Source organism: Streptomyces sp. NPDC049879, assembly GCF_044461265.1.
Classification (GTDB): domain Bacteria; phylum Actinomycetota; class Actinomycetes; order Streptomycetales; family Streptomycetaceae; genus Streptomyces.
Map to the genome: position 1 here is coordinate 248,580 of NZ_JBITKT010000009.1, position 23,254 is coordinate 271,833.

The following is a 23,254-nucleotide window of genomic DNA, read 5'->3' on the forward strand; positions in this document are numbered from 1 at the left end:
GAGCCGCCCGGCGGCCCGGCTGTCGGCGTGATGGGTCACAATGTCCGGGGAAGCCGGAGGGGACGCGACGCAATGGGCCAAGGCAGCGGGGACAACGAGGCACGGGACGAGCCGTCGCGGGGCGCAGCGCCCCGCGGGGACGCGTCCGGCGGCGGGGCGAAGGCCGGGGGTGACGGCCGCCTGCTGAACGGGCGTTACCGGCTCGGCGACGTCGTCGGCCGCGGCGGCATGGGCACCGTCTGGCACGCCACCGACGAGGTGCTGGGCCGTCATGTCGCCGTCAAGGAACTGCGGCTGGCCGCCGGGGTGGAGGACGCGGAGCGCCGCCTGATGGTCACCCGCACGCTGCGGGAGGCCAAGGCGATCGCCGCCATCCGTGCCCGGGGCGTCGTGACGATCTACGACGTGGTGGACGAGGGCGACCGGCCCTGGCTCGTCATGGAGCTGATCGAGGGCCGCTCGCTGGCCGACATCATCCGCCAGGACGGCCCGATGGAGCCGAAGGACGCCGCCCGCATCGGCCTGGCCATCCTGGACGTGCTGCGCGCCGCGCACGCCGCCGGGATCCTGCACCGGGACGTGAAGCCGTCGAACGTGCTGGTCGCCGAGGAGGACGGCCGCGTCGTCCTGACCGACTTCGGCATCGCCAAGGTCGAGGGCGACCCGTCCGTCACCTCCACGGGCATGCTCGTCGGCGCCCCCTCCTACATCTCGCCGGAGCGTGCCAAGGGCGAGACGCCCGGGCCGCCCGCCGACATGTGGTCGCTGGGCGCCCTGCTGTACTGCTGCGTCGAGGGCCGCCCGCCGTACGACGAGGGCGGCGCCATCGCCACGCTCGCCGCCGTGATGCACAACCCCATACGCCCGCCCCGGCACTCGGGGCCGCTCACCGAGGCCATCACCGGCCTGCTGGTCAAGGACCCGGCGGCCCGGCTCACCGGGCCCGAGGCGCGGGCGCTGCTGGACAAGGCGCTGACGGCCGAGGCGGAGCCGCGGGACGCGTCGGACCCGACGCTGGTCGTCGGCATGGGCGCGGCCGGGGCGGGCGCCGCCGCCGAGGGGCGCACGCCGCCGCCGGTGCGCCGTTCGCGCGAGCCGGCCACGCCGCCCGCGCCCGGGGTGCCGCTGCCCGCCGCCGCTGCCGCGCCGGACGCGGCGGCCAGACGGCGGACGCTGATCATCGCCGCCGTGGTCGTGGTCGTGCTGGCCGTCATCGGCGCGGCGCTCGCCGCGTCCCTCGGCGGCGGCGACGACAACGCGGGCGGGGAGACCGGCGCCACCACCGGCGCGCCCGCCGAGGAGGACCCGGCGACCGCCTCCGAGGAGCCCACGGACGACTCGGCGGGGGACTCCCCGGAGGAGGGCGCCGGGGAGGACGCGGGGAACGGCCAGGCGGACGAGGCCGACGGCGGCGAGGAGGACGGCCGGGACGACCCGCCGGGCACCGCCCCGGAGAACGACCCGGACACCGGGCTGCCCGGCCTGCCGGACGGCTTCACGCAGGTGGAGAACGAGGACTTCAACTTCCGGATAGCCATGCCCGAGGGCTGGGAGTTCCTGCGGACAGCGGGCCAGAACTCGGGCGCCGTGTACGGGCCTTCCGACGGGCCCGCGAGGCTCCAGGTGGACTTCAACCCGGAGCCGGGCGACGACGCGGCACAGGCGTGGCGTGATCTCGAACCCGCCGTGAGCGGCGGCAGCGACGACTACGACCTGATCGGCATCGAGACCGTCGAGTGGCGGGACTACCCGACCGTCGCCGACTGGGAGTTCACGCGGAGGGACGGCGGGCAGCCGGTGCGCGTCCTGGACCGCGGCTTCCGCGTGGACGACGAGCGGGGCTACGCGGTCATGATCACCTGCGCGGCCGACGCGTGGGACGGCGACGACTGCCGCGCGCTGCGCGAGACCGCTTTCGAGACGTTCGAGCCCCTCGATTGAGCGGTATACGACTGAAATGTAACGGGAGTTGACGGACCGTAGCCGTGGTGCGTCCATGGCACGTATCGTGTGAGACCGGAATCGTCGGGACGGCGCGGCGCGGTGGGGAGGCGGCGTGGATCACTACGCGGGACGACTGCTTGCCGATCGCTATCGCCTGCCGAGACTGCCGTCCGAGGAGTTCGAGTTCGCCGAGTCCCGGGCGTTCGACACGGCGAGCGGGCAGGAAGTCCTCGTACGCCAGGTCCCGCTGCCCGAGGTGCTCGACGCCGAGGTGCTGGACGCGGACGGACGCGGCCCGGGCGGGCCCGGCGCGCGCGACCGCGACCGTGCCACCCGCACGCCGGACGACCCGGTGGTCCGGCGCGCGCTGGAGGCGGCGATGGCCGCCGCCCGGCTCCCCGACCACCCCAGGCTCGACCAGGTCTTCGACGTCTTCGTGCAGGGCGGCGGCCTGTGGATCGTCAGCGAGCTGGTCTCCGGCAGGCCGCTGGCCGCGCTGCTCGCCGAGCGGCGGCTCGGCCCGTTCCGCGCCGCCGAGGTCGCCGCCGACCTGCTGGCGGCCCTGCGCATCGTGCACGCGCACGGCTGGACGCACCGCAACGTCACCGCCCGCACCGTGCTGATCCTGGACGACGGGCGCGCCCTGCTGACCGGCCTGGTCGCGGGCGCCGCCGAGGAAGTACTCTGCGGCTACGACCCGCTGCCGCCGCCCGCCGGGGTGCCCGACACCTTCGCGGCGGCGCCCCGCACGCTCCCCGCGCCGCGCGACGCGGCCCCGGGCACGGACGGCCCGCGCGCCGTCGAGGGCCCCCGCGCCGCCGCCCAGCCGCCGCCCGCCACGCCGCACCCGGCGGCCCCCCACCCGGCCGCCCCGCGCCCGGACGCCCCGCACCCGGACGACGTGCGCCCCGTCGAGCCGCCCGCCGAGGCGCTCGACCGCTGGGAGCGCAGCGGCGGCGCGACCGGCCCGTGGGCGCCCGAGAGCTGGGAGCCGTACGAGGAGGCGCCCGAACGCGCCCCCGGCCGCCCCGACCCGTGGGCCGACGAGACCGCGGCGCTGCCGCCCGTCCCCGAGGGCTGGGAACGGCGCGCCCCCGAGCGTTCCCCCGGCCGCCCCGACCCGTGGGCCGACGAGACGACGGCGCTGCCGCCCGTCCCGGAAGGCTGGGAACGCGAGACCGGCCGCACCGGCCCTGGACCCGTGGCGGGCCACGACTGGCACGGCGCGCCGGAAGCCCCGTCCCCGCGCGAGGACCGGCAGGGCGCCGGCGGCCGGGGCGAGAGCGCCGCGCGCATCCGCCCGCACGGCGAGACGACCGCGTCCTACGAGCGCTGGGCGCGCCCCGCGGCCGACGAGACCGGCCACGGTGGCGACCCGCTGCCCGCCACCTGGGACTTCGAGAACGGCACGGGCCCCGAGGGCCGCACAGGCCCCGGCGCGCCGTCCGCGCGGCCCCCGGCGGCCGGCGGCGGGTCCGCGGCGGACCGCGCGGCGCGCAGCGGCGCCATCGCCGCGTACCGCGCCGGCACGCAGGCGGCCGCCGCCAGGCGCCAGGGCGAGCCGCCGAGCGCCGACCGGCCCGCCGGGCGTCCCCCGCAGCCCGCGCGCAGCGGCTGGGAGTCACCCGCCCAGCACCACCAGCACCCGCAGGACCAGCAGCATCACCGCCAGCCGGAGCAGCCGCAACCGCCGCGCCGGGAGCACGAGCCGCAGGAGCGGCAGGAGCGGCGGGAAGCCCGCCCGCCCGCCGACCCCGCCCTCCTGCCCGCGCAGCGGTCCGCCACCGCCCCCGGCGGGCGCTACCGCGGCCCCGAGGGCGCGCTCGCCGCAGAACGCGCCCGCCAGGCGCGCATCATGACCGTCGGCGCCGTGACCGAGCGCTGGGCGCCAGAACAGGCCGGTCCCGTCCACGACCACTGGCAGCTCGCACCCCCCGTCGGCCCCCCGGCGGACTTCTGGGCGCTGGGCGCCCTGCTGTTCCGCGCCGTGCAGGGCTACCCGCCCTACCCCGAGGACAGCGCCGCCGAGCTGGTCGAGGCCGTCTGCGGCGAGCAGCCCGCGTTCGCCGAGGACTGCGGCGCGCTGCGCCCCATCGTCGAATCGCTGCTGCGCCAGGACCCGACCGAGCGGCCGAGCGCCGAGGAGCTGCGCGGCTGGCTGCGGTCGCTGCTGCGCTCCGCGCCCGAGCCCGAGGTCGGCCGCCGCACGGTCACCGCGCCGCCCGCGCTGGAGCCGGGCCGCCCCGCCGACCCGAGGCGGCTGCCGATCGTGCGCCGCCGGGGCGAGCTGGTCGGGCCGCGCCGCAGGCCGAGGCAGCGCAAGCCGCGCGCGCCGGGCAGCAGCCCGCGCAGGCTCGGCAAGCTGCTGCTCGTACTGGTGCTGCTCGGACTCGCGGGCGGGATCGCGTACGTCCTCGCGTTCATGTCGGACACCGGGACGCGCGACGACCCCTCGGCGGGCGGCGGCGGCACGGCGCAGGAGCAGCCACCGGCCGAGGAGGAGCCCTCGCCCGACCCGACGGGCGACGGCGGGGACGGCGGCGCGGACACGCCGTCGTCCGAGCCGACCGAGGACGCGACCCGCCCGTCCCCGGCGGAGGGCGACCAGGAGCCAGCGCCCCCGCCGGAGGGGTACACGGCCCAGCAGGACGCGGCCGGTTTCAGCCTCACCGTGCCGGACGGCTGGCAGCGCCGCGAGGACGGCGGCGGCCGGATCGTGTACGCGGACGGGGCGCTGGAGATCGTCGTCGTGCCCGGCAGGGACGGCGCGGCTGACTCCGGCGTGGACCCGATGGCGTACCAGCTCACGCGGCAGCCGGAGCTGGGCGCGTACCGCGCGTACCAGTTCGGCGAGGAGTCCAGCCTCATCCAGACGCGGGTGGGCAACGTCGAGATGGCCGAGGGCGTCTTCCGTTGGCGAGAGGACGAGGACCTCGTCGCCTACAACCGGGTGATGCTCGTCGACGACGCCTACCACGTCGTGCTCGTCCGCGGCCCCGCTGCCGAGGAGGAGCGGCTCGCGGAGGTCTACGGCGTGACGGCCGCGAGCTACCGCGCGGGGGAGTAGGCGGCGGTCCGGCGCGGCACCCGATGGCGGGCGATGCGTGGTTCCCGTCCCGAACACAGCTACGGTTGCCGGGACGACGGCCGCCCGCGGAGGGGATCACATGGCACGGCACATCAGGCGCGCGTTCGCGCTGACCGCCGGGGGCGTACTGCTGCTGATCGGCCTGGCACTGCTCGTCCTGCCGGGCCCGGGGCTGCTGCTGGTCCTGGCGGGCCTGCTGGTGCTCGGGCGCGAGTTCCCGAGCGTGGACCGGTACATCGAGCCGGTGCGGGTGCGCGCCGTGTGGGCGTCGGAGGAGAGCGTGTCCTCCGGATGGCGGATCGCGGGCTCGGTGCTCGCGGCGCTGTGCCTGATCGGGGCGGGCGTGGTGTGGGGGGTGGTGCCTGAGGTGCCGTTCCACGGCTGGAGCGTCGGCTCGGGGCTGATCCTGTCGGGGCTGGTGCTGGCCGGGCTGCTCGTGTGGAGCTACCGCCAGGTGCACGGCCCCAGGCAGCGGATAAAGGCGCACGAGGACTGACGCGCGCGGGGGTGCCGCGCTACGGCGCACGGCGATGCGGTGAGACGACGGCGCGGGGGCCGTCTCCGCCGGGCGGGCGCATGGCTGCCGTTCCGCGCGGCGTGGATGCCGCGGAAGGGCGCTGCGCGGGCGCTGAGGACCGTCCACCCGGCGCGGCTCCCGGGGTGGAGCGCCGTGCAGCGGAGGGACGCTCTCGTGCCGGAACGGTGGGCCGGCAGACGCGGCAGGACCCCCGGCGAGGTGGTCGTGCGCGCGGTGGGGCCCTTGCCTGTCGGCCGGGACCGCCCGGCTCCGCCTTGGACCGGCGACACGGAACGCGGTGAGACGACGGCGCGAGGCCGTGGACCACGAGCGTGCTCGTGCGCGGCTGCCGCGACGAGCCTTGTACGGGAGGAAGCCCTTGTGCCGGAACGCGCGGGTGTCCCGGCAGCGCGCGGGCGCCTCTCGTCCGCCGGGCCGGGAGCTGCCGGAGGCTCGGGGGAGACGGTCACGGGCGTGGCGGCCGGTGCGGCAGAGCGGTGAGACGACCGCGTCGGGTCCTCGGCCGCGAGGGCGCTCGCGGACGGCCGCCCATCCGGCCGCTGGGGGTCTCGTCTCGCTCGGCAGCGATCCGCGAAGGGCGGGCTGTGCGGGGCGGGAGGGATGCGTCTGGGGCTGGGAACGCCGGGGCCCGGTCGCGTGGGGGCGGAAAACCGTTGGCCGGGCCGTGGTGGCCGCTGCTAGCGTGCCGGTGGCCGTGCGAGACATCGAGGAGGTGGTACCCGTGGACACAGTTCTGACATGGGTGCTCCCCTCTGGGGTCACGGTCGGGCGGTAGGTCGCCCGGGAGCGCCGATCACCAGCGCACTCCCGAAGGACACGACCATGCGATTCACCAGCGAACGACGCCTCGACGACGGCATCACCGAGCGCGAGTTCATCCTCGGCGAGACCCCCGGCACCCTCTGGACGCCCGAGTCCGCCGCCCCCCTCCCCCTGATCCTCATGGCCCACAACAACGGCCTGCCCCGCGTCCAGCCCCGGCTGGTGGCCCGCGCCCGGCACTGCGCCGCGTACGGCTACGCGGTGGCTTCCATCGACACCCCCGGCTGCGGCGACCGGCCCCGGTCCGCCGCCGACGAGCGGGTCCGCGCCGACCTCCGCCGCGCGATGCAGGCCGGCGAGCCGGTGGACGAGATCTTCGAGTCCCTCGTCGGCCCGCTTGTCGCGCAGGCGGTCCCCGAATGGCGGGCCACCCTGGACGCCCTCCTCGCGCTGCCGGAGATCGGCGGCCCGGTCGGCTACTCCGGGTGGACGGCCGTCGGCATCGGGCTGGCGGTGGCCGAGCCGCGCATCGCCGCCGCCGGTTTCTTCGCGGGGGGTTACGTGCCCCGCGCGCAGCGCGAGGAGGCGCGGCGGGTCACCGTTCCGCTGCTGCTCCTCCTCCAGTGGGACGACGAGGGGAACCCCCGGCAGCGCGCCCTGGACCTGTTCGACGCCTTCGGCACCACCGAGAAGACGCTGCACGCCAACACGGGCGGCCACACCGGCACCCCGTGGTTCGAGGTGGAGGACGGCAACCGGTTCTTCGGCCGCCATCTGAAGTGAGACCGGCGGGCCGGGCGTTACCGGCGGGTAGGCACGCGGTGCGGTGCGGTCGTACGCTCCCGTCATGACGACAGCGGAGTCCGAAGCACAGGCCGTCGCCGCCCGCGTGGTCACCGCCGGTCTGGTCCGCACACTGACCGGTGACATCGCGGGCAGCGAACGCACCGCCTGCCACAGCCCGTTCACCGGCGCCCGGCTCGCCGAGCTGCCCGCCGCCACCGAGGCCGAGGTCGCCGCCGCCTTCGGCCGCGCCCGCGCCGCCCAGCCCGCCTGGGCGGCGTGGCCGGTACGGCGGCGGGCGGCCGTGCTCCTCCGGTTCCACGACGCGCTGCTGCGCCGCCAGGACGAGGTGCTCGACCTCGTGCAGCTGGAGACCGGCAAGGCGCGACTGCACGCGCACGAGGAGGTCCAGGCCGTCTGCCAGGCGGCCAGGCACTACGGCCGCGCCGCCCCCGCCTACCTGCGGCCCCGGCGGCACGGCGGTGTCATCCCGCTGCTCACCCGGGTCCGCGAACTGCGCCACCCGCGCGGCGTCGTCGGCCACATCTCGCCGTGGAACTACCCGCTCGAACTCTCGGCGGGCGACGCGCTGCCCGCCCTCGTCGCGGGCAACGCCGTCGTCATGAAGCCGGACACCGAGACCGCCCTCACCGCGCTGTGGGCCCGCCGCCTGATGATCGACGCGGGACTGCCCGCCGACGTCTGGCAGATCGTCCTCGGCGAGGGCCCCGTCACGGGCCCGCTGCTCGTCCGGCACGCGGACTACGTCACGTTCACCGGCTCCACGCGCACCGGCCGCGAGGTCGCGCGCGGCGCCGCCGCCCGCCTCGTCGGCGCGAGCCTCGAACTGGGCGGCAAGAACCCGCTGCTGGTCCTCGCCGACGCCGACGTGGAACGGGCCGCCGAGGGCGCCGTCCGCGCCTGCTTCTCCTCGGCGGGCCAGCTGTGCGTCTCCGCCGAGCGGATCTACGTGCACGAGTCGCTCGCCGGCACGTTCCTCGACCGCTTCGCCGCCCGCACCCGCGCGCTGACGATGGGCCCGGCGCTCGACTGGGGCACGGACCTCGGATCGCTCGCGTCCCAGGCGCAGTTCGACACGGTGCGGCGGCACGTCGAGGACGCCGTCGCGCACGGGGCGACCGTCGTCGCGGGCGGCGCGCCGCGCCCCGACCTGGGCCCGTGGTTCCACGAGCCGACGATCCTGACCGGCGTGCGCCCGCCGATGCTCGCGTACGACCAGGAGACGTTCGGACCCGTCGTCGCCGTCCACCGCTTCACCGACGAGGACGACGCCGTCGCCCGCGCCAACGAGGGCCCGTACGGCCTCAACGCGAGCGTCTGGTCGCGCGACGCCCGCCACGCCCGCCGCGTCGCCGCCCGCCTGCGCACCGGCACGGTCAACGTCAACGAGGGCTACGCCGCCGCGTACGGCAGCGTCCGCGCGCCCATGGGCGGCCGGGGCGACTCGGGCATCGGCCGCCGCCACGGCGCCGAGGGCATCCTGCGCTACACCGAGGCGCAGACGGTCGCCGAGCAGCGCCTGATGCCGCTCGCCCCCGCGTTCGGCATGGACGACCGGCGGTACGCGGCGCTGCTGACCCGTTCCCTGAAGGCGCTCAAGACGCTGAGGTGGCGCTGATGACCGGCACCGCGGACGACGCCGCGTACGACTACGACGTCGTGGTGGTCGGCTCGGGGTTCGGCGGCTCCGTCGCCGCCCTGCGGCTCACCGAGAAGGGCTACCGCGTCGCCGTCCTGGAGGCGGGCCGCCGCTTCGCCCGGCACGAACTGCCGCGCACCTCCTGGGACATACGCAACTACCTCTGGGCACCCCGGCTGCGCCTCTTCGGCATCCAGCGCATCCACCTCCTGCGCGGCGTGATGATCCTCGCAGGAGCGGGCGTCGGCGGCGGCTCGCTCAACTACGCGAACACCCTGTACGTCCCGCCCGCCGCCTTCTTCGAGGACCGCCAGTGGGGCGGCATCACCGACTGGCGGGCGGAGCTGGCCCCTTACTACGCGCAGGCCCGGCGGATGCTCGGCGTCCGCGTCAACCCGACGCTCACCCCGTCCGACAGGCACCTGCGCGCCGCCGCCGAACGGATGGGCGTGGGCGACACGTTCCACCTCGCGCCGGTGGGTGTCTTCTTCGGCGACGAACGGGACGCGGACGGCGCGTCCGCCACCCGCCCAGGACAGGAGGTGCCCGACCCGTACTTCGGCGGCGCGGGGCCCGCCCGCCGCGCCTGCACCGAGTGCGGCGAGTGCATGACCGGCTGCCGCCACGGCGCCAAGAACACGCTGACCGAGAACTACCTCCACCTCGCCGAGCGCGCGGGCGCCGAGGTCCACCCGCTGACGACCGTCACCGCCGTCGCCGAACTCCCGAACGGCGCGGGGCACATCGTCACGACCATGCCCACCGGCGCCCGCCGCCGCTCCCGCGCCCGCACACTGCGCGCCCGGCACGTCGTCCTCGCCGCCGGTACGTACGGCACCCAGCAACTCCTGCACCGCATGCGCGACTCGGGCACCCTCCCGCACCTCTCCGACCGCCTCGGCTCCCTCACCCGCACCAACTCCGAGGCCCTCGTGGGCGCCCACACCACCCCCCGCCGCTACCGCGCACGCCACGGCGCCGACGCCACCCCGGACTTCACGCGCGGCGTGGCCATCACCTCGTCCATCCACCCGGACGCGCACACGCACATCGAACCGGTCCGCTACGGCAGGGGGTCGAACGCGATGGGCTTCCTGTCCATCCAGCAGTTCCCCCGCGCGCCCCGCCTGCCCCGGGCCCTCGCCTTCGCGGCGGCGGCCCTGCGCCACCCCGGGCGGTTCCTCCGCTCCCTCTCCAACCGCAAGTGGTCAGAGCGCACGATCATCGGCCTCGTCATGCAGACGCACGACAATTCCCTCACGACCTACCGGCGCCGCCGCCCGCCCGGCCGGGGCAGGCTGACCGCGCGGCAGGGCCACGGCGCGCCCAACCCGGACCACATCCCGCAGGGCGCCGAGGCGGCCCGGCGGCTCGCCGAGGACATCAACGGCTTCGCGGGCACGAACGTCGGCGAGCTGCTCGGCACCCCGCTGACCGCCCACTTCCTCGGCGGCTGCCCGATCGGCGCCGACCCGGCGCGCGGCGTCGTGGACCCGTACCACCGCCTGTGGGGCCACCCGGGGATCTCCGTCGTGGACGGCTCGGCGGTCTCGGCGAACCTCGGCGTCAACCCGTCGCTGACCATCACCGCCCAGGCGGAACGCGCCATGGCCCTGTGGCCGAACAAGGGCGCCGCCGACCCCCGCCCGCCGCAGGGCGCGCCGTACCGCACGCTGCCGCCCGTGGCCCCGGACCGCCCGGCCGTGCCCGCGACGGCGTTCGGCGCGCTGCTCCTGCCGGTCCCGCCCGTACCGCGGCCCCGCGGGCAGAACTGACGGCAGGGGAACGGGCCCCGGCCGGGGGGTGGCCGGGGCCCGTGGTCGCGCGGGCGACAGGGCGGCGCCTGAGCGACGGTCTTCGGCGGCCCGCCGGGTGGGGGAGAGGTGGGGTGGCGGTACGGCGACCGGCCCCCGGCGTCCCGGGAGCCGGCCGCCGAGGTCGTGACCGGCCCGCTGTCCCCTGCTGCCCGGCCACCGCACCGGAGCGAGGTCCCACGACGCGCCCGCCCTCGCCACACCGCGGAGGGCCGGTGCGTCTCATCGCCCCGGGGACAAACCCTTCAACGAAGCCCGCGCGCCGTCGGTCACGCTCCGTACGGGTGACAGGCGGGGCCTGTGCTTTACGCGGGGCTGGGGGAGAGGCACGTTCAGAGGGTGCCGCGGCACAGTTCGAGCAGCCGCATCGCGACGTCGGTGCCCGCGCCGCCGAGGCCCGCGCGGTAGCGGCGGAGGATCTCGTTCTCGCGCGCCAGGTGGACGCGGCGGCCGCCCGCCGAGATGCGGGCGCGCTGGACCTCGGCGGAGGCGGCGACGCGTTCGGTGATCAGGGCGATGATCCGTTCGTCCAGCGCGTCGATCCTGGCGCGGGCGGCGGCGATGGTCCGCTCGGCGGCGGCCGCGTCGGTCGTGGTGCCGGTGGTGGTGCTGCTCACAGGGGTTCTCCTCTGGTGGGTGGGCGGTCGGAAGCGACGGCGGCCACCGGAGAAAAGCGAGCGCCCCGGGCAGCCGCTGGGGGCCCGGGGCGCGAAGGACGCTGCTGGTCAGTACCGCGTGCAGCGCTCCCTGTGGCAGCCGGCCGGGCCGGTGCCATAGGTAAAGGAGCGGTGCTGAGCGGTACGGAGCATGCCTCCGAGTATGCCATCTAGACTCGGAGGCGAGAGACCGTCCCGTACTCTCATCGCACCTCCCCATCGCACGCACCGCCCGGCCCGCCGGGCGGCAGCACCACCGGAAGGCACGGAAGGCTCCTCGTGACAGACGTGGCAGAAGTGGCAGACACGGGCCCCCGCCCGGTCCTCGTCGTCGACTTCGGCGCCCAGTACGCGCAGCTCATCGCCCGCCGGGTCCGCGAGGCCCGCGTCTACAGCGAGGTGGTGCCGTCCACCACACCGGTGGCCGAGATGCTCGCCCGCGAGCCGGGCGCGATCATCCTCTCCGGCGGCCCCTCGTCGGTGTACGCGGACGGCGCCCCGGGCATCGACCCCGCGCTGTTCGAGGCCGGGGTGCCCGTCTTCGGCATGTGCTACGGCTTCCAGCTGATGGCCCGGACGCTCGGCGGCACGGTCGACAACACCGGCGCCCGCGAGTACGGCGCCACGCGCCTGTCCGTCAGCCGCTCCGCCTCCACCCTCTTCGAGGGCACCCCCGACGAGCAGCAGGTGTGGATGTCGCACGGCGACGCCTGCTCGGCCGCGCCCGAGGGCTTCACCGTCACCGCGTCCACGGACACCGTGCCGGTCGCCGCGTTCGAGAACGACGAGCGGCGCCTCTACGGCGTGCAGCACCACCCGGAGGTCATGCACTCCACCCACGGCCAGCAGGTCCTCGAACACTTCCTGTACCGCGGCGCCGGGCTCGCCCCCACGTGGACGCCGGGGTCCATCGCCGAGGAGCAGATCGAGGCGATCCGCGCCCAGGTCGGCGCCAAGCGCGCGATCTGCGGGCTGTCAGGCGGCGTGGACTCCGCCGTCGCCGCCGCGCTCGTGCAGCGCGCCATCGGCGACCGGCTGACCTGCGTCTACGTGGACCACGGCCTGATGCGCGAGGGCGAGACCGAGCAGGTCGAGAAGGACTTCGTGGCGGCGACGGGCGTACGGCTGCGCGTCGTGGACGCCGCCGACCGCTTCCTGTCCGCCCTGGCCGGGGTGTCGGACCCGGAGCAGAAGCGGAAGATCATCGGCCGCGAGTTCATCCGCGTCTTCGAGCAGGCGCAGGCCGAGCTGGTCGCCGAGGCGGGCGCGGCGGGCGAGGACGTCGCGTTCCTCGTGCAGGGCACGCTCTACCCGGACGTGGTCGAGTCCGGCGGCGGCACCGGCACCGCCAACATCAAGTCGCACCACAACGTCGGCGGCCTCCCCGAGGACCTGGAGTTCGAGCTGGTCGAGCCGCTGCGCAAGCTGTTCAAGGACGAGGTGCGGATGGTCGGGCAGGAGCTGGGCCTGCCGGACGAGATCGTGCACCGCCAGCCGTTCCCGGGCCCCGGGCTCGGCATCCGCATCATCGGCGAGGTCACGGCCGAGCGGCTCGCGATCCTGCGCCAGGCGGACGCCATCGTGCGCGAGGAGCTGACGGCCGCCGGGCTCGACCAGCAGATCTGGCAGTGCCCCGTGGTGCTGCTCGCGGACGTGCGCAGCGTCGGCGTGCAGGGCGACGGGCGGACGTACGGCCACCCCGTCGTGCTGCGGCCCGTCTCCTCCGAGGACGCCATGACGGCCGACTGGTCCCGGCTGCCCTACGACCTGCTGGCGAAGATCTCCAACCGGATCACCAACGAGGTGAAGGACGTCAACCGCGTCACCCTCGACGTCACCAGCAAGCCCCCGGGCACCATCGAGTGGGAGTGAGCGGCGGCACCCCGGGCCCGGATTCCGGCCCGGGGCGCTCCGCGTCGTGACCGCTCACCCGACGCGGACGCGGACGGCGCGATACCCCCCGACGACCTTCCGGCCGGCTCGCGGCCAGGGCCGACCGGGCCGCCGGTCGCGCGCGACGGCCGGGGACGCGTCAGGGTCTGACCAGGCGCCGCAGCGCGACGTACGCGGGCCCGGCGTACGCGGTGACGACCGGCGCCGCGCCCTCCGCGCGCAGCCCCGTCACCGTCCCGCCGCCAGGACGGGCCGCCACGGTGTGGTGCAGCCGGATGCCGACCGGGCCGAGCCGCGCCCGCCACGTCCAGGCCCGCCGCGCCTCGTCCACCGCCTCGACCGTGAACGGGACGCGGACGCCGAAGAACGTCACCACCTCGCCCGTCAGCCCCGCGACGAGCCGCTCGCCGCCCGTCCGCACGCCCCTGATCTGCGGGGACCAGGACGACCACAGCGCCGGACGCGCGTACCGCTCCCACACCGCCGCCGCGTCGGCGCGCCCCGAGGCGCGGAGTGTCACCGTCGTCATGCGGCCCACGGTGTCACGGGTCCGCGCGCCTGCTCCGCTCGTCCGGGCCGGTCATCGGGGTGAGGGTACGGGTCGCGGTCCGCCGGTAGATCATCGAGCTGCGGAAGCTCACCACCTCGCGGCGCGCGCTGAAGCGGTCCATCAGGAAGCCGTGCAGGTGCTCGATGTCGGGGACGGCCACGTGCACGACGAAGTCCTCGTCGCCCGACACCACCATGACCGACACCACCTCGGGCAGCTCGTACAGGTAGCTCTCGAAGCTGGTGATCACCTCGCGGCTCAGCGGGCGCAGGCGCGCGAAGACGAGGGCCTGGAGCGTGCGGCCGAGGGCCCGGGGCTCGACGGCCGCGTGGTAGCCGGTGATCACGCCGCGGGCGCGGAGGCTCCGGACACGTTCCAGGCAGGTGGAGGGGGCGACGCCGACCAGCCGGGCCAGCTCGCGGTTGGTCAGCCGTGCGTCGCGCTGGAGATGGCCGAGGATCGCCGAATCTATGGGGTCCACGGCCGCCATTCTCGCGCCCCCGCCGAACAGCGTTCGGCGGGGCCACCAACCGGCCGTATACCGGCCTAGATTCGAGGGTGTCCCGCCGTCCCGAGGAAAGGCCCGCGCACCATGGCGACCGCTGTCGAGCACTACGACCGGCTTCTCGCGGAGCACTACACCTGGATGCTGGGCGGGGACGTTCCGGCGCTCGTCGCGGCCCAGCGCGCGCTGCTGTCGGACCTCGGTGTCGGGGCCGACCCGGCGGGGCCGCTGGCCGTGGACCTGGGCTGCGGCCCCGGGCACAGCAGTCTCGCGCTGGCGGGTCTCGGCTTCGACCCGGTGCTGGCCGTGGACCTGAGCCGCCCGCTGCTGGACGAACTGGCCGCGCACGCCGCCGCCGTACCCGCCGTCGAGCCGGTCCACGCGGACCTGCGGGCCGTGCTGCGCGACCGCGTCGGGCCAGGCGGGGCCGGGGTCGTCGTCTGCCTCGGCGACACCCTGACGCACCTGCCGACCCGGGGCGACGTCGCGGCGCTGCTCGGCGGCATCGCGACGGCGCTCGCGCCCGGCGGCCTCGCGGTGCTGGCGTACCGGGACCTCACCCGGCCGCTCACCGGCACCGAGCGGTTCCTGCCCGTGCGGGCCACCGAGGACCGGATCATGACCTGCTTCCTCGAATACCCGGAGGACTACGACGACTACACGGTCGTCGTCCACGACCTGGTGCACACCCGCAGCGGCCCGGCCGACGACTGGACGCTGCGCAAGAGCAGTTACCGCAAGCTGCGGCTGTCGCACGCCTGGGTGCTCGACCAGTGCCGTACGGCCGGGCTGCGGGTGACGCACGAGCGGAGCGGGCCCGGCGGGATGCGGACGGTCGTGCTCCGGCACGCCTCACGTGCCTGGGGCCAGTGACGGGATCCCCCCACCCGTTCACCCCGCGGGCCGCCCTAGGCCCTGTCTGACAAATCCCGCCTGGGCGACGGCGGCCGGCACGGCACCTCGCTGCGTTGTCGGAATACCCAAGTGCTCCAGCACGAGGGCATCCCTCCGCCTTGCGATGCACCGCACCAGCCGCCGTCGCCCCCGCCTCCGGCGGACGGCGCTATTTGTCAGACAGGGCCTAGACTCGGCACCGATGAGCGGCCTCTTCGACGACGACTTCCTCACCCGCCTCGGCTCCCCCGCCCCGGCGGGCCCCGGCGTGCCCGACGAGCCGGAGGACCCGGGCGCGTACGGCCCCGAGGAGCCCCACGAGGAGGTGCCGCACGACCTGTTCGCGGGCACGTTCGCCGAGCCGCGCGCCTCCGATGACGACCTCTTCTACCGCAACGGCGCCCGCAAGCCCGTGCAGGACCCCGCGCAGCTCCTCGCCGGGCTGAACGAGCAGCAGCGCGCCGCCGTCACCCACAGTGGCGCGCCGCTGCTGATCGTGGCGGGCGCCGGGTCGGGCAAGACCCGCGTGCTGACGCACCGGATCGCGCACCTGCTGGCGGCGCGCGGCGCGCACCCGGGGCAGATCCTCGCCATCACGTTCACCAACAAGGCCGCGGGCGAGATGCGCGAGCGCGTCGAGGAGCTGGTCGGCCCGCGCGCGAACGCGATGTGGGTCATGACGTTCCACAGCGCGTGCGTCCGCATCCTGCGCCGCGAGAGCAAGACGCTCGGCTTCACGTCCAGCTTCTCGATCTACGACGCCGCCGACTCGCGCCGCCTGATGGCGCTCGTCTGCCGCGACCTGGACCTCGACCCGAAGCGCTTCCCGCCCAAGTCGTTCAGCGCCAAGGTGTCCAACCTCAAGAACGAGCTGATCGACCCCGAGGACTTCGCCGCGCAGGCGACCGACGGCTTCGAGAAGACCCTCGCCGAGGCGTACACCATGTACCAGTCGCGGCTGCGCGAGGCCAACGCGCTGGACTTCGACGACATCATCATGACGACCGTCCACCTCCTCGACGCGTTCCCCGACGTCGCCGAGCACTACCGGCGCCGCTTCCGGCACATCATGGTGGACGAGTACCAGGACACGAACATCGCGCAGTACACCCTGATCCGCCTCCTGGTGGGCGAGCAGGACCCGGCCGAGCTGTGCGTCGTCGGCGACGCCGACCAGTCGATCTACGCCTTCCGCGGCGCGACGATCCGCAACATCCTCCAGTTCGAGCACGACTTCCCGCAGGCCACGACGCTGCTGCTGGAGCAGAACTACCGCTCGACGCAGACGATCCTCGAAGCCGCCAACGCCGTCATCGCCCGCAACGAGGACCGCCGCCCCAAGAACCTGTGGACCAACGAGGGCGCGGGCAGCCGCATCACCGGCTATGTCGCCGACACCGAGCACGACGAGGCGCAGTTCGTCGCCGACGAGATCGACCGCCTCACCGACAAGGGCGAGGCACGCCCCGGCGAGGTCGCCGTCTTCTACCGGACGAACGCGCAGTCCCGCGTCTTCGAAGAGGTCTTCATCCGCGTCGGCCTGCCGTACAAGGTCGTCGGCGGCGTCCGGTTCTACGAGCGCCGCGAGGTCCGCGACGTCCTCGCCTACCTGCGCGTCCTCGCCAACCCCGAGGACACCGTGCCGCTGCGCCGCATCCTCAACGTGCCCAAGCGCGGCATCGGCGACCGCGCCGAGGCGATGATCGACGCCCTCGCGCAGCGCGAGCGCATCCCGTTCGCCCAGGCGCTGCGGCGCGTGGACGAGGCGTACGGGATGGCCGCCCGTTCGCTCAACGCCGTCAAGCGCTTCAACACCCTGCTCGAAGAGCTGCGGACCGTCGCCGAGTCGGGCGCGGGCCCGGCGACCGTCCTCGAAGCGGTCCTCGAACGCACCGGCTACCTCGCCGAGTTGCAGGCGTCGACCGACCCGCAGGACGAGACGCGCGTCGAGAACCTCCAGGAACTCGCCGCCGTCGCCTTGGAGTTCGAGCAGGACCGCGAGGAGGACGACCCGGGCACGCTCGCCGACTTCCTCGAACGCGTCGCGCTCGTCGCCGACTCCGACGAGATCCCCGACGACCCCGACCCCGAGGCGCAGGAGGCGGGCGTCATCACCCTGATGACGCTGCACACCGCCAAGGGCCTCGAATTCCCCGTCGTCTTCCTCACCGGCATGGAGGACGGCGTCTTCCCGCACATGCGCTCCCTCGGCAAGACGAAGGAGCTGGAGGAGGAACGCCGCCTCGCCTACGTCGGCATCACCCGCGCCCGGCAGCGGCTCTACGTCACGCGGTCCGCGCTGCGCAGCGCCTGGGGCCAGCCGCAGCACAACCCGCCGTCCCGCTTCCTCGACGAGATCCCCGAGGCGCACCTCGACTGGCGCCGCTCCGGACCGGCCACGCTCCCGGCGACCCCGGTGCCGTCGCGCTCCCGTACCGGTTCCGGAAGCGAACGCGGGCGGCTCGGCGCGCGCGGATTCGCCACCGGACGCACCCCCGACCGGCCCGTCGTGGCGCTCGCCGCGGGCGACCGCGTGACGCACGACAGCTTCGGTCTCGGGACCGTCGTCTCGGTGCAGGGCGCGGGCGACAAGGCCGAGGCGACCATCGACTTCGGTGGTGAGAAGCCCAAGCGCCTGCTGCTCCGATACGCCCCCGTGGAGAAGCTGTGACCTCGGCCGGGTAGTGTCGCCGATATGTCACAGACCGGGGAAGGGGCTTGTCCCGGGCGCGGCGGAAGCGGTTAGCTTCCCTGCAAAGCTCGTACTCCAGTTCCTCTGTCCCCGGAGTACGTACACCCAAGGATTCCCAGGGGGAACACACTTATGAGCCAGCCTTGGCAGCCGGCGCCTGACAACGGCGGTTACGGCGGACCGCCGCCCCCGCCCGGTGGAGCGCCGCAGCAGCCGTATGGTGCCCCGCCCCCGCCGCCCGCCTCGCCCTACGGTGCCCCGCCCCAGCAGCAGCCCAACCCTTACGGCGCTCCTCCCCAGCAGCCTGGCTACGGCTACCCGCCCCAGCAGCCGAACCCGTACGGCGCCCCCGGCGGCTACATGCAGCCCGGCCAGCAGGCTCCGGCCGGCAACAACGTGGGCCTCGCCATCCTGCTGGCGGTGCTCGGCACGATCGTCGCCGGTGTGCTCTACGGCTACATCTTCAAGGCGAGCTTCGACGAGACCACCGGCGAGGTGACGCAGTTCAACTACCTCTCCGTCCTCGTGGGTGTCATCGTCGGTCTCGGCCCGGCCTTCTTCGCCAAGCGCAACTGGCCGGTCATCATCACGGGTGCCCTGCTGGCGGTCGCCGCCATGCTCCTCGGCAACCTGTGGGGCATGGCGCTGATCGTGGAGGACTTCTACCCGGGCTTCGACGACAGCGCCTTCACCGCGTTCTTCCAGTACTTCGGTGACACGTGGGACGTCTGGACGGACGGCGTGGAAGCCGTGGACATCGTCCTGTGGATCCTGGCTCCGATCGGCGCGCTCGGTATCGCGCAGACGGTGGCCCGCAGGTCGTCCTGACCCGGTCCGCACCGCATCACACGCCGGAAGGCCCGCCACTCCCTGTCCTCGCGGACGGTGGTACGGCGGGCCTTCCGGCGTTCCGGGGTGTGAGTCCGGAGGGTCTATGTGGGCTCCAGGCCGTGGCTGCGCAGCCAGGACAGCGGGTCGATCGCGGAGCCGCCGCCCGGCCTGACCTCGAAGTGGAGGTGCGGGCCGGTGGAGTTGCCGGAGTTGCCGGAGTAGGCGATGACGGTGCCGGCCTGCACCCAGCCCGACTGGTAGACCGAGCTGTCGAGGTGCGCGTACCAGGTCTCGGTGCCGTCGGCGGCGGTGAGGACGACGAGGTTGCCGTAGCTGGGGTGCCACTGCGTGCTGATGGTGCCGTCCGTCGCCGCCATCACCGGTGAGCCGTAGCTCACGGGGAAGTCGATGCCGGTGTGCTGGGACATCCAGTTGACGCCCGCCTGGCCGTAGTAGGCGCTCAGGCCGTGCTGCGCGACGGGGATGAAGAACTTCTGCCGTGCCGCCTCGACGCGCGCGGCCTCCTCGGCGGCCTCTTCGGCCTCCCGTTCCTGCTGGACCTCCAGGTCCATGCGGCCCTGGGTGCGGCTGGCGCGTTCGGCGAGGTCGTCGGCGGCGGCGGAAAGGCTGACGAGCTGGGTGTCGAACTGGGCGTTCGCCTCGATCGGTTCGGCCTCGGCCGGGTCGGGCGCGGCGACCGGCGCGCGGTCGTCGGTGGTGCCCGTCGTCTCGTTGACGGTCGCGGCGGTGGCGACGGCGGTGACGCCGAGGACGCACAGGGAGGGCGCGGCGACGGTCAGGAACGCGGAGCGGGCGCGGGGCCGTACGGACGACCGCCGCCGTCCGCGGCTGCCGGAGCGCTGCGGCGGGGTGACGTCCACCAGGTCGTCGGGGGCGTCGGCCGTGTCAGGGGCGGCGGCCCGGCCGGGCTCGTCGTCGCGCGCCGTGAAGGCGGCGAACTCGGCGGTCGTCTCGCGGAGGTCCTGGTCCGCCTCGTGCTCCCCGCCGAACGCGTCGTCCGCCGGGCCGTCCCACGTGCCGTCGGCGGGCGCGTAGTCGGCCGCGGGGCCCGCGTACTGCGGCGCCTCCTGCGGATACCCGCCGTCGTAACCTCCCGCGTAGGCGCCGGAGTACAGGTCCTGGTCGAGGACGGGAACGGTGCTGGTCGGCGAGTCGTGCAGGGACGGGGCGGCGTAGCCGACGCCCGCGCCGGTGTCCCACGGGCCGGGGGCGAACGTGTGCTGCTGGTCGTACCAGGGGTCGCGCTGCTGGGGCTGCTGCGTCTGGGACATCTGGGGCATCTGCATCTGCTGCATCTGCTCGACCTGGGGAACGGTCGCGGTGGCCGTCCACTGCGCGCCCTCGTAGGAGGCGGAGCCGTCGTAGCCGGAAGCGGCCTGGCCGTACGGATCTGGCGTGCCGTACCCCGTACCGGGGTAAGAGCCGAAGCCGGGGTAATCCGTATGCCCGGTCACCCCGGACAGCAGACGATCGCTCACCGACCATGCCTTTCGGCTCGACAACAGAGCTGGGGTGGCCCCCCGCGGCTGTAGTGCGGCGACTGTACCCGCCGCCGGCTCGTGGCCACAATCTTCCGCGGGCTGTTCGCGGGTTTCCCCCGGAGAGGAAAGGGGCAATAAGCCGTCTTTTCGGCGGCGTGCCCATCGAGACCGCACGAAGTGTTCGATGCCAGTTCGAATTCTGATCGATGGCGAACCGTGGCCTTTCCGGGCCGTGCGCGGCGTTCATGGGGGATGCTCGTGGGGAAATCCGGGGACGGCAGCGACGTTCCCCCCCTCGTCCGGCAGCGCCGCCGGAAGCACTGGAGGCACAGATGGGTGTTCACGGTCCGATCCGCGTCGTGGTGGCCAAGCCGGGGCTCGACGGGCACGACAGGGGCGTGAAGGTCATCGCCCGCGCCCTGCGCGACGCGGGGATGGAGGTCGTCTACACGGGGCTGCACCAGAGCCCGGAGCAGATCGTGGACACCGCGATCCAGGAGGACGCCGACGCCATCGGCCTGTCCATCCTCTCCGGCGCGCACAACACCCTGTTCGCCCGTGTGCTGGAGCTTTTGCGGGAACGCGACGCCGCCGACATCACCGTCTTCGGCGGCGGCATCATCCCGGACGAGGACATCGCCCCGCTGCGCGACCTCGGCGTGGCCGCGATCTTCACCCCGGGCGCCCCGACCGGTGACATCGTGCGGTGGGTGGAGGAGCACGTGGGGGCCGCGCGCACCGGTGCGGAAGGGGACCGGAAGGCCGAATTGTGACCGGTCTCACCACTCTCGTGTGACCTGCGGTTTACGACCCCCCGGACGGCCCGGATACGCTCGTCTCCGGACATGCCGCGTGCCGGGCGCCCACCACGCGTCCGTTGCTCACGACGCGCCGGGCGCTTGCAGATGCGACCGTTGCTCACGCCGCGACGACGCGGCACGCCCACGCTGACAACGAACCGCGAGACACCAGATTGAGGGACGGACGCGCGTGGACCTGTTCGAGTACCAGGCGAGGGATCTCTTCGCCAAGCATGACGTGCCGGTGCTGGCCGGTGAAGTCATCGACACGCCGGAGGCGGCGCGCGAGGCGACGGAGCGGCTCGGCGGCCGCGCGGTCGTCAAGGCGCAGGTCAAGACCGGTGGTCGTGGCAAGGCGGGCGGCGTCAAGCTGGCCGCCGACCCGGACGACGCGGTGGAGAAGGCCCGCGCGATCCTCGGGATGGACATCAAGGGGCACACCGTCCACCGCGTGATGCTGGCCCAGACGGCCGACATCGTGGACGAGTACTACGTCTCCTTCCTCCTCGACCGCACCAACCGGACGTTCCTCGCCATGGCGTCCGTCGAGGGCGGCGTGGAGATCGAGGAGGTCGCGGTCAACAACCCCGAGGCGCTCGCCAAGATCCCGGTGGACGCCGTGGAGGGCGTGACCGAGGCCAAGGCACGCGAGATCGTCGAGGCGGCGAAGTTCCCGGCCGAGATCGCCGACCAGGTCGTGGACGTGCTCCAGCGCCTGTGGACCGTCTTCGTCAAGGAGGACGCCCTCCTCGTCGAGGTCAACCCGCTGGTCAAGACCGGTGAGGGCCGGATCGTCGCGCTGGACGGCAAGGTGTCGCTCGACGCGAACGCCGAGTTCCGCCAGCCCGACCACGCCGCCCTGGAGGACAAGGCGGCGGCCAATCCGCTGGAGGCCCGCGCCAAGGAGCGCGGGCTCAACTACGTGAAGCTGGAAGGCGGCAGCGTCGGCATCATCGGCAACGGCGCGGGTCTCGTGATGAGCACCCTCGACGTCGTCGCCTACGCGGGCGAGGCCCACGGCGGCGTGAAGCCGGCCAACTTCCTGGACATCGGCGGCGGCGCCTCCGCCGAGGTGATGGCCAACGGCCTGGAGATCATCCTCAGCGACCCCGAGGTCACCTCCGTCTTCGTGAACGTCTTCGGCGGCATCACGGCCTGCGACGCGGTCGCCAACGGCATCGTGCAGGCCCTGGAACTGCTGAAGACCAAGGGCGAGAACGTCAGCAAGCCCCTCGTCGTGCGGCTCGACGGCAACAATGCCGAACTGGGCCGGAAGATCCTCACCGACGCCGCCCACCCGCTCGTCGAGCAGGTGGACACCATGGACGGAGCGGCTGCCCGCGCCGCCGAGCTGGCCGCGAAGTAAAGGAACCGACACTCACCATGGCTATCTTCCTCACCAAGGAAAGCAAGGTCATCGTCCAGGGGATGACCGGGTCCGAGGGCCAGAAGCACACCCGTCGCATGCTGGCGTCCGGCACCCAGATCGTCGGCGGCGTGAACCCGCGCAAGGCGGGCCAGAAGGTCGACTTCGACGGCACCGAGGTACCGGTGTTCGGCGGCGTGAAGGAGGCCGTCGAGGCCACCGGTGCCGACGTGACCGTGATCTTCGTCCCGGAGAAGTTCACCAAGGACGCGGTGATCGAGGCCATCGACGCCGAGATCCCGCTGGCCGTCGTGATCACCGAAGGCATCGCGGTCCACGACACCGCCACCTTCTGGTCGTACGCGGGCCAGAAGGGCAACAAGACGCGCATCATCGGTCCGAACTGCCCCGGCCTGATCACCCCCGGGCAGTCGAACGCGGGCATCATCCCGGCCGACATCACCAAGCCGGGCCGCATCGGCCTGGTCTCGAAGTCGGGCACGCTCACGTACCAGATGATGTACGAGCTGCGTGACCTGGGCTTCTCGTCCTGCGTCGGCATCGGCGGCGACCCGATCATCGGCACCACGCACATCGACGCGCTCGCCGCGTTCGAGGCCGACCCCGACACCGACCTGATCGTCATGATCGGCGAGATCGGCGGCGACGCCGAGGAGCGCGCGGCCGACTTCATCAAGGCGAACGTGACCAAGCCGGTCGTCGGCTACGTCGCGGGCTTCACCGCCCCCGAGGGCAAGACGATGGGCCACGCGGGCGCCATCGTCTCCGGCTCCTCCGGCACGGCCGCCGCCAAGCAGGAGGCCCTGGAGGCCGCCGGCGTGAAGGTCGGCAAGACCCCGTCCGAGACCGCGCGTCTCGCCCGGGAGCTGCTCGCCGCGGGCTGACCCCGCTCCCGCCCGCACGCGTCCGTCACGCGCGCGGGTCCGCGCTCGCGCCCCCGACGGTCCGCCAGGAC

Annotated in this window: 17 protein-coding genes; 13 read left to right on the forward strand and 4 right to left on the reverse strand. The window is 74.2% G+C overall.

Annotated features, from left to right (window positions below):
• Positions 1 to 72: 72 nt before the first annotated feature.
• The 6 genes from ACIBPC_RS27670 to ACIBPC_RS27695 all read left to right on the forward strand — a co-directional run bounded on the left by ACIBPC_RS27670 (position 73) and on the right by ACIBPC_RS27695 (position 10,550).
• On the forward strand, positions 73 to 1,941 hold the full coding sequence (locus ACIBPC_RS27670) for a protein kinase (protein ID WP_398848374.1): 1,869 nt from the start codon (positions 73 to 75) through the stop codon (positions 1,939 to 1,941).
• A gap of 115 nt (positions 1,942 to 2,056) precedes the next feature.
• Positions 2,057 to 5,011 (forward strand): serine/threonine protein kinase, encoded by a 2,955-nt coding sequence (locus ACIBPC_RS27675; RefSeq protein WP_398848376.1) that lies wholly within the window; start codon positions 2,057 to 2,059, stop codon positions 5,009 to 5,011.
• A 100-nt stretch (positions 5,012 to 5,111) separates the two neighbouring features.
• Positions 5,112 to 5,528, forward strand: coding sequence for a PGPGW domain-containing protein (locus ACIBPC_RS27680; protein WP_362961529.1), 417 nt, complete (start codon positions 5,112 to 5,114; stop codon positions 5,526 to 5,528).
• Positions 5,529 to 6,392: 864 nt separating this feature from the next.
• A complete protein-coding gene (locus tag ACIBPC_RS27685) occupies positions 6,393 to 7,115 on the forward strand; it encodes a dienelactone hydrolase family protein (protein ID WP_398848378.1) in 723 nt (240 codons plus the stop codon).
• A gap of 64 nt (positions 7,116 to 7,179) precedes the next feature.
• Positions 7,180 to 8,754 (forward strand): succinic semialdehyde dehydrogenase, encoded by a 1,575-nt coding sequence (locus ACIBPC_RS27690; protein WP_398848380.1) that lies wholly within the window; start codon positions 7,180 to 7,182, stop codon positions 8,752 to 8,754.
• Positions 8,754 to 10,550, forward strand: a complete 1,797-nt coding sequence (locus ACIBPC_RS27695) for a GMC oxidoreductase (RefSeq protein ID WP_398848382.1) — start codon at positions 8,754 to 8,756, stop codon at positions 10,548 to 10,550. Before ACIBPC_RS27690 ends, ACIBPC_RS27695 begins: the two co-directional genes overlap by 1 nt.
• A 371-nt stretch (positions 10,551 to 10,921) precedes the next feature.
• On the opposite strand, the gene ACIBPC_RS27700 is transcribed toward ACIBPC_RS27695, so the two are convergent.
• On the reverse strand, positions 10,922 to 11,206 hold the full coding sequence (locus tag ACIBPC_RS27700) for a chorismate mutase (protein ID WP_398848385.1): 285 nt from the start codon (positions 11,204 to 11,206) through the stop codon (positions 10,922 to 10,924).
• 318 nt (positions 11,207 to 11,524) lie between these two features.
• Here ACIBPC_RS27700 and guaA point away from each other — a divergent pair, with 318 nt between their 5' ends.
• Positions 11,525 to 13,117 (forward strand): glutamine-hydrolyzing GMP synthase, encoded by a 1,593-nt coding sequence (guaA, locus tag ACIBPC_RS27705; protein ID WP_398848387.1) that lies wholly within the window; start codon positions 11,525 to 11,527, stop codon positions 13,115 to 13,117.
• Positions 13,118 to 13,277: 160 nt separating this feature from the next.
• On the opposite strand, the gene ACIBPC_RS27710 is transcribed toward guaA, so the two are convergent.
• Together ACIBPC_RS27710 and ACIBPC_RS27715 are read right to left on the reverse strand one after the other, a co-directional pair.
• A complete protein-coding gene (locus ACIBPC_RS27710; RefSeq protein WP_398848388.1) occupies positions 13,278 to 13,667 on the reverse strand; it encodes an SRPBCC family protein in 390 nt (129 codons plus the stop codon).
• A gap of 13 nt (positions 13,668 to 13,680) precedes the next feature.
• Positions 13,681 to 14,178: an Lrp/AsnC family transcriptional regulator gene (locus tag ACIBPC_RS27715; RefSeq protein ID WP_398848389.1), complete on the reverse strand. Its 498-nt coding sequence runs from the start codon at positions 14,176 to 14,178 to the stop codon at positions 13,681 to 13,683.
• A 102-nt stretch (positions 14,179 to 14,280) separates the two neighbouring features.
• Here ACIBPC_RS27715 and ACIBPC_RS27720 point away from each other — a divergent pair, with 102 nt between their 5' ends.
• From ACIBPC_RS27720 to ACIBPC_RS27730, 3 genes are all read left to right on the forward strand, one after another.
• A complete protein-coding gene (locus tag ACIBPC_RS27720) occupies positions 14,281 to 15,066 on the forward strand; it encodes a class I SAM-dependent methyltransferase (RefSeq protein WP_398848391.1) in 786 nt (261 codons plus the stop codon).
• A gap of 223 nt (positions 15,067 to 15,289) precedes the next feature.
• Entirely contained in the window at positions 15,290 to 17,758 is a 2,469-nt protein-coding gene (gene pcrA, locus ACIBPC_RS27725; protein ID WP_362961547.1) for a DNA helicase PcrA, read from the forward strand.
• A gap of 153 nt (positions 17,759 to 17,911) precedes the next feature.
• Entirely contained in the window at positions 17,912 to 18,607 is a 696-nt protein-coding gene (locus tag ACIBPC_RS27730) for a hypothetical protein (RefSeq protein WP_362961549.1), read from the forward strand.
• 104 nt (positions 18,608 to 18,711) lie between these two features.
• On the opposite strand, the gene ACIBPC_RS27735 is transcribed toward ACIBPC_RS27730, so the two are convergent.
• On the reverse strand, positions 18,712 to 20,109 hold the full coding sequence (locus ACIBPC_RS27735) for a M23 family metallopeptidase (protein ID WP_398848393.1): 1,398 nt from the start codon (positions 20,107 to 20,109) through the stop codon (positions 18,712 to 18,714).
• Between the two features lie 335 nt (positions 20,110 to 20,444).
• On the opposite strand from ACIBPC_RS27735, the gene ACIBPC_RS27740 reads away from it, so the two are divergent.
• The 3 genes from ACIBPC_RS27740 to sucD all read left to right on the forward strand — a co-directional run bounded on the left by ACIBPC_RS27740 (position 20,445) and on the right by sucD (position 23,183).
• The gene (locus ACIBPC_RS27740) at positions 20,445 to 20,885 is read left to right on the forward strand and encodes a cobalamin B12-binding domain-containing protein (RefSeq protein WP_362961553.1); all 441 of its coding nucleotides are present in this window, start codon (positions 20,445 to 20,447) and stop codon (positions 20,883 to 20,885) included.
• Positions 20,886 to 21,102: 217 nt separating this feature from the next.
• Entirely contained in the window at positions 21,103 to 22,278 is a 1,176-nt protein-coding gene (sucC, locus tag ACIBPC_RS27745; RefSeq protein ID WP_362961555.1) for an ADP-forming succinate--CoA ligase subunit beta, read from the forward strand.
• 17 nt (positions 22,279 to 22,295) lie between these two features.
• Positions 22,296 to 23,183 (forward strand): succinate--CoA ligase subunit alpha, encoded by an 888-nt coding sequence (gene sucD / locus ACIBPC_RS27750; RefSeq protein WP_362961557.1) that lies wholly within the window; start codon positions 22,296 to 22,298, stop codon positions 23,181 to 23,183.
• The last annotated feature ends 71 nt before the right edge of the window (positions 23,184 to 23,254 follow it).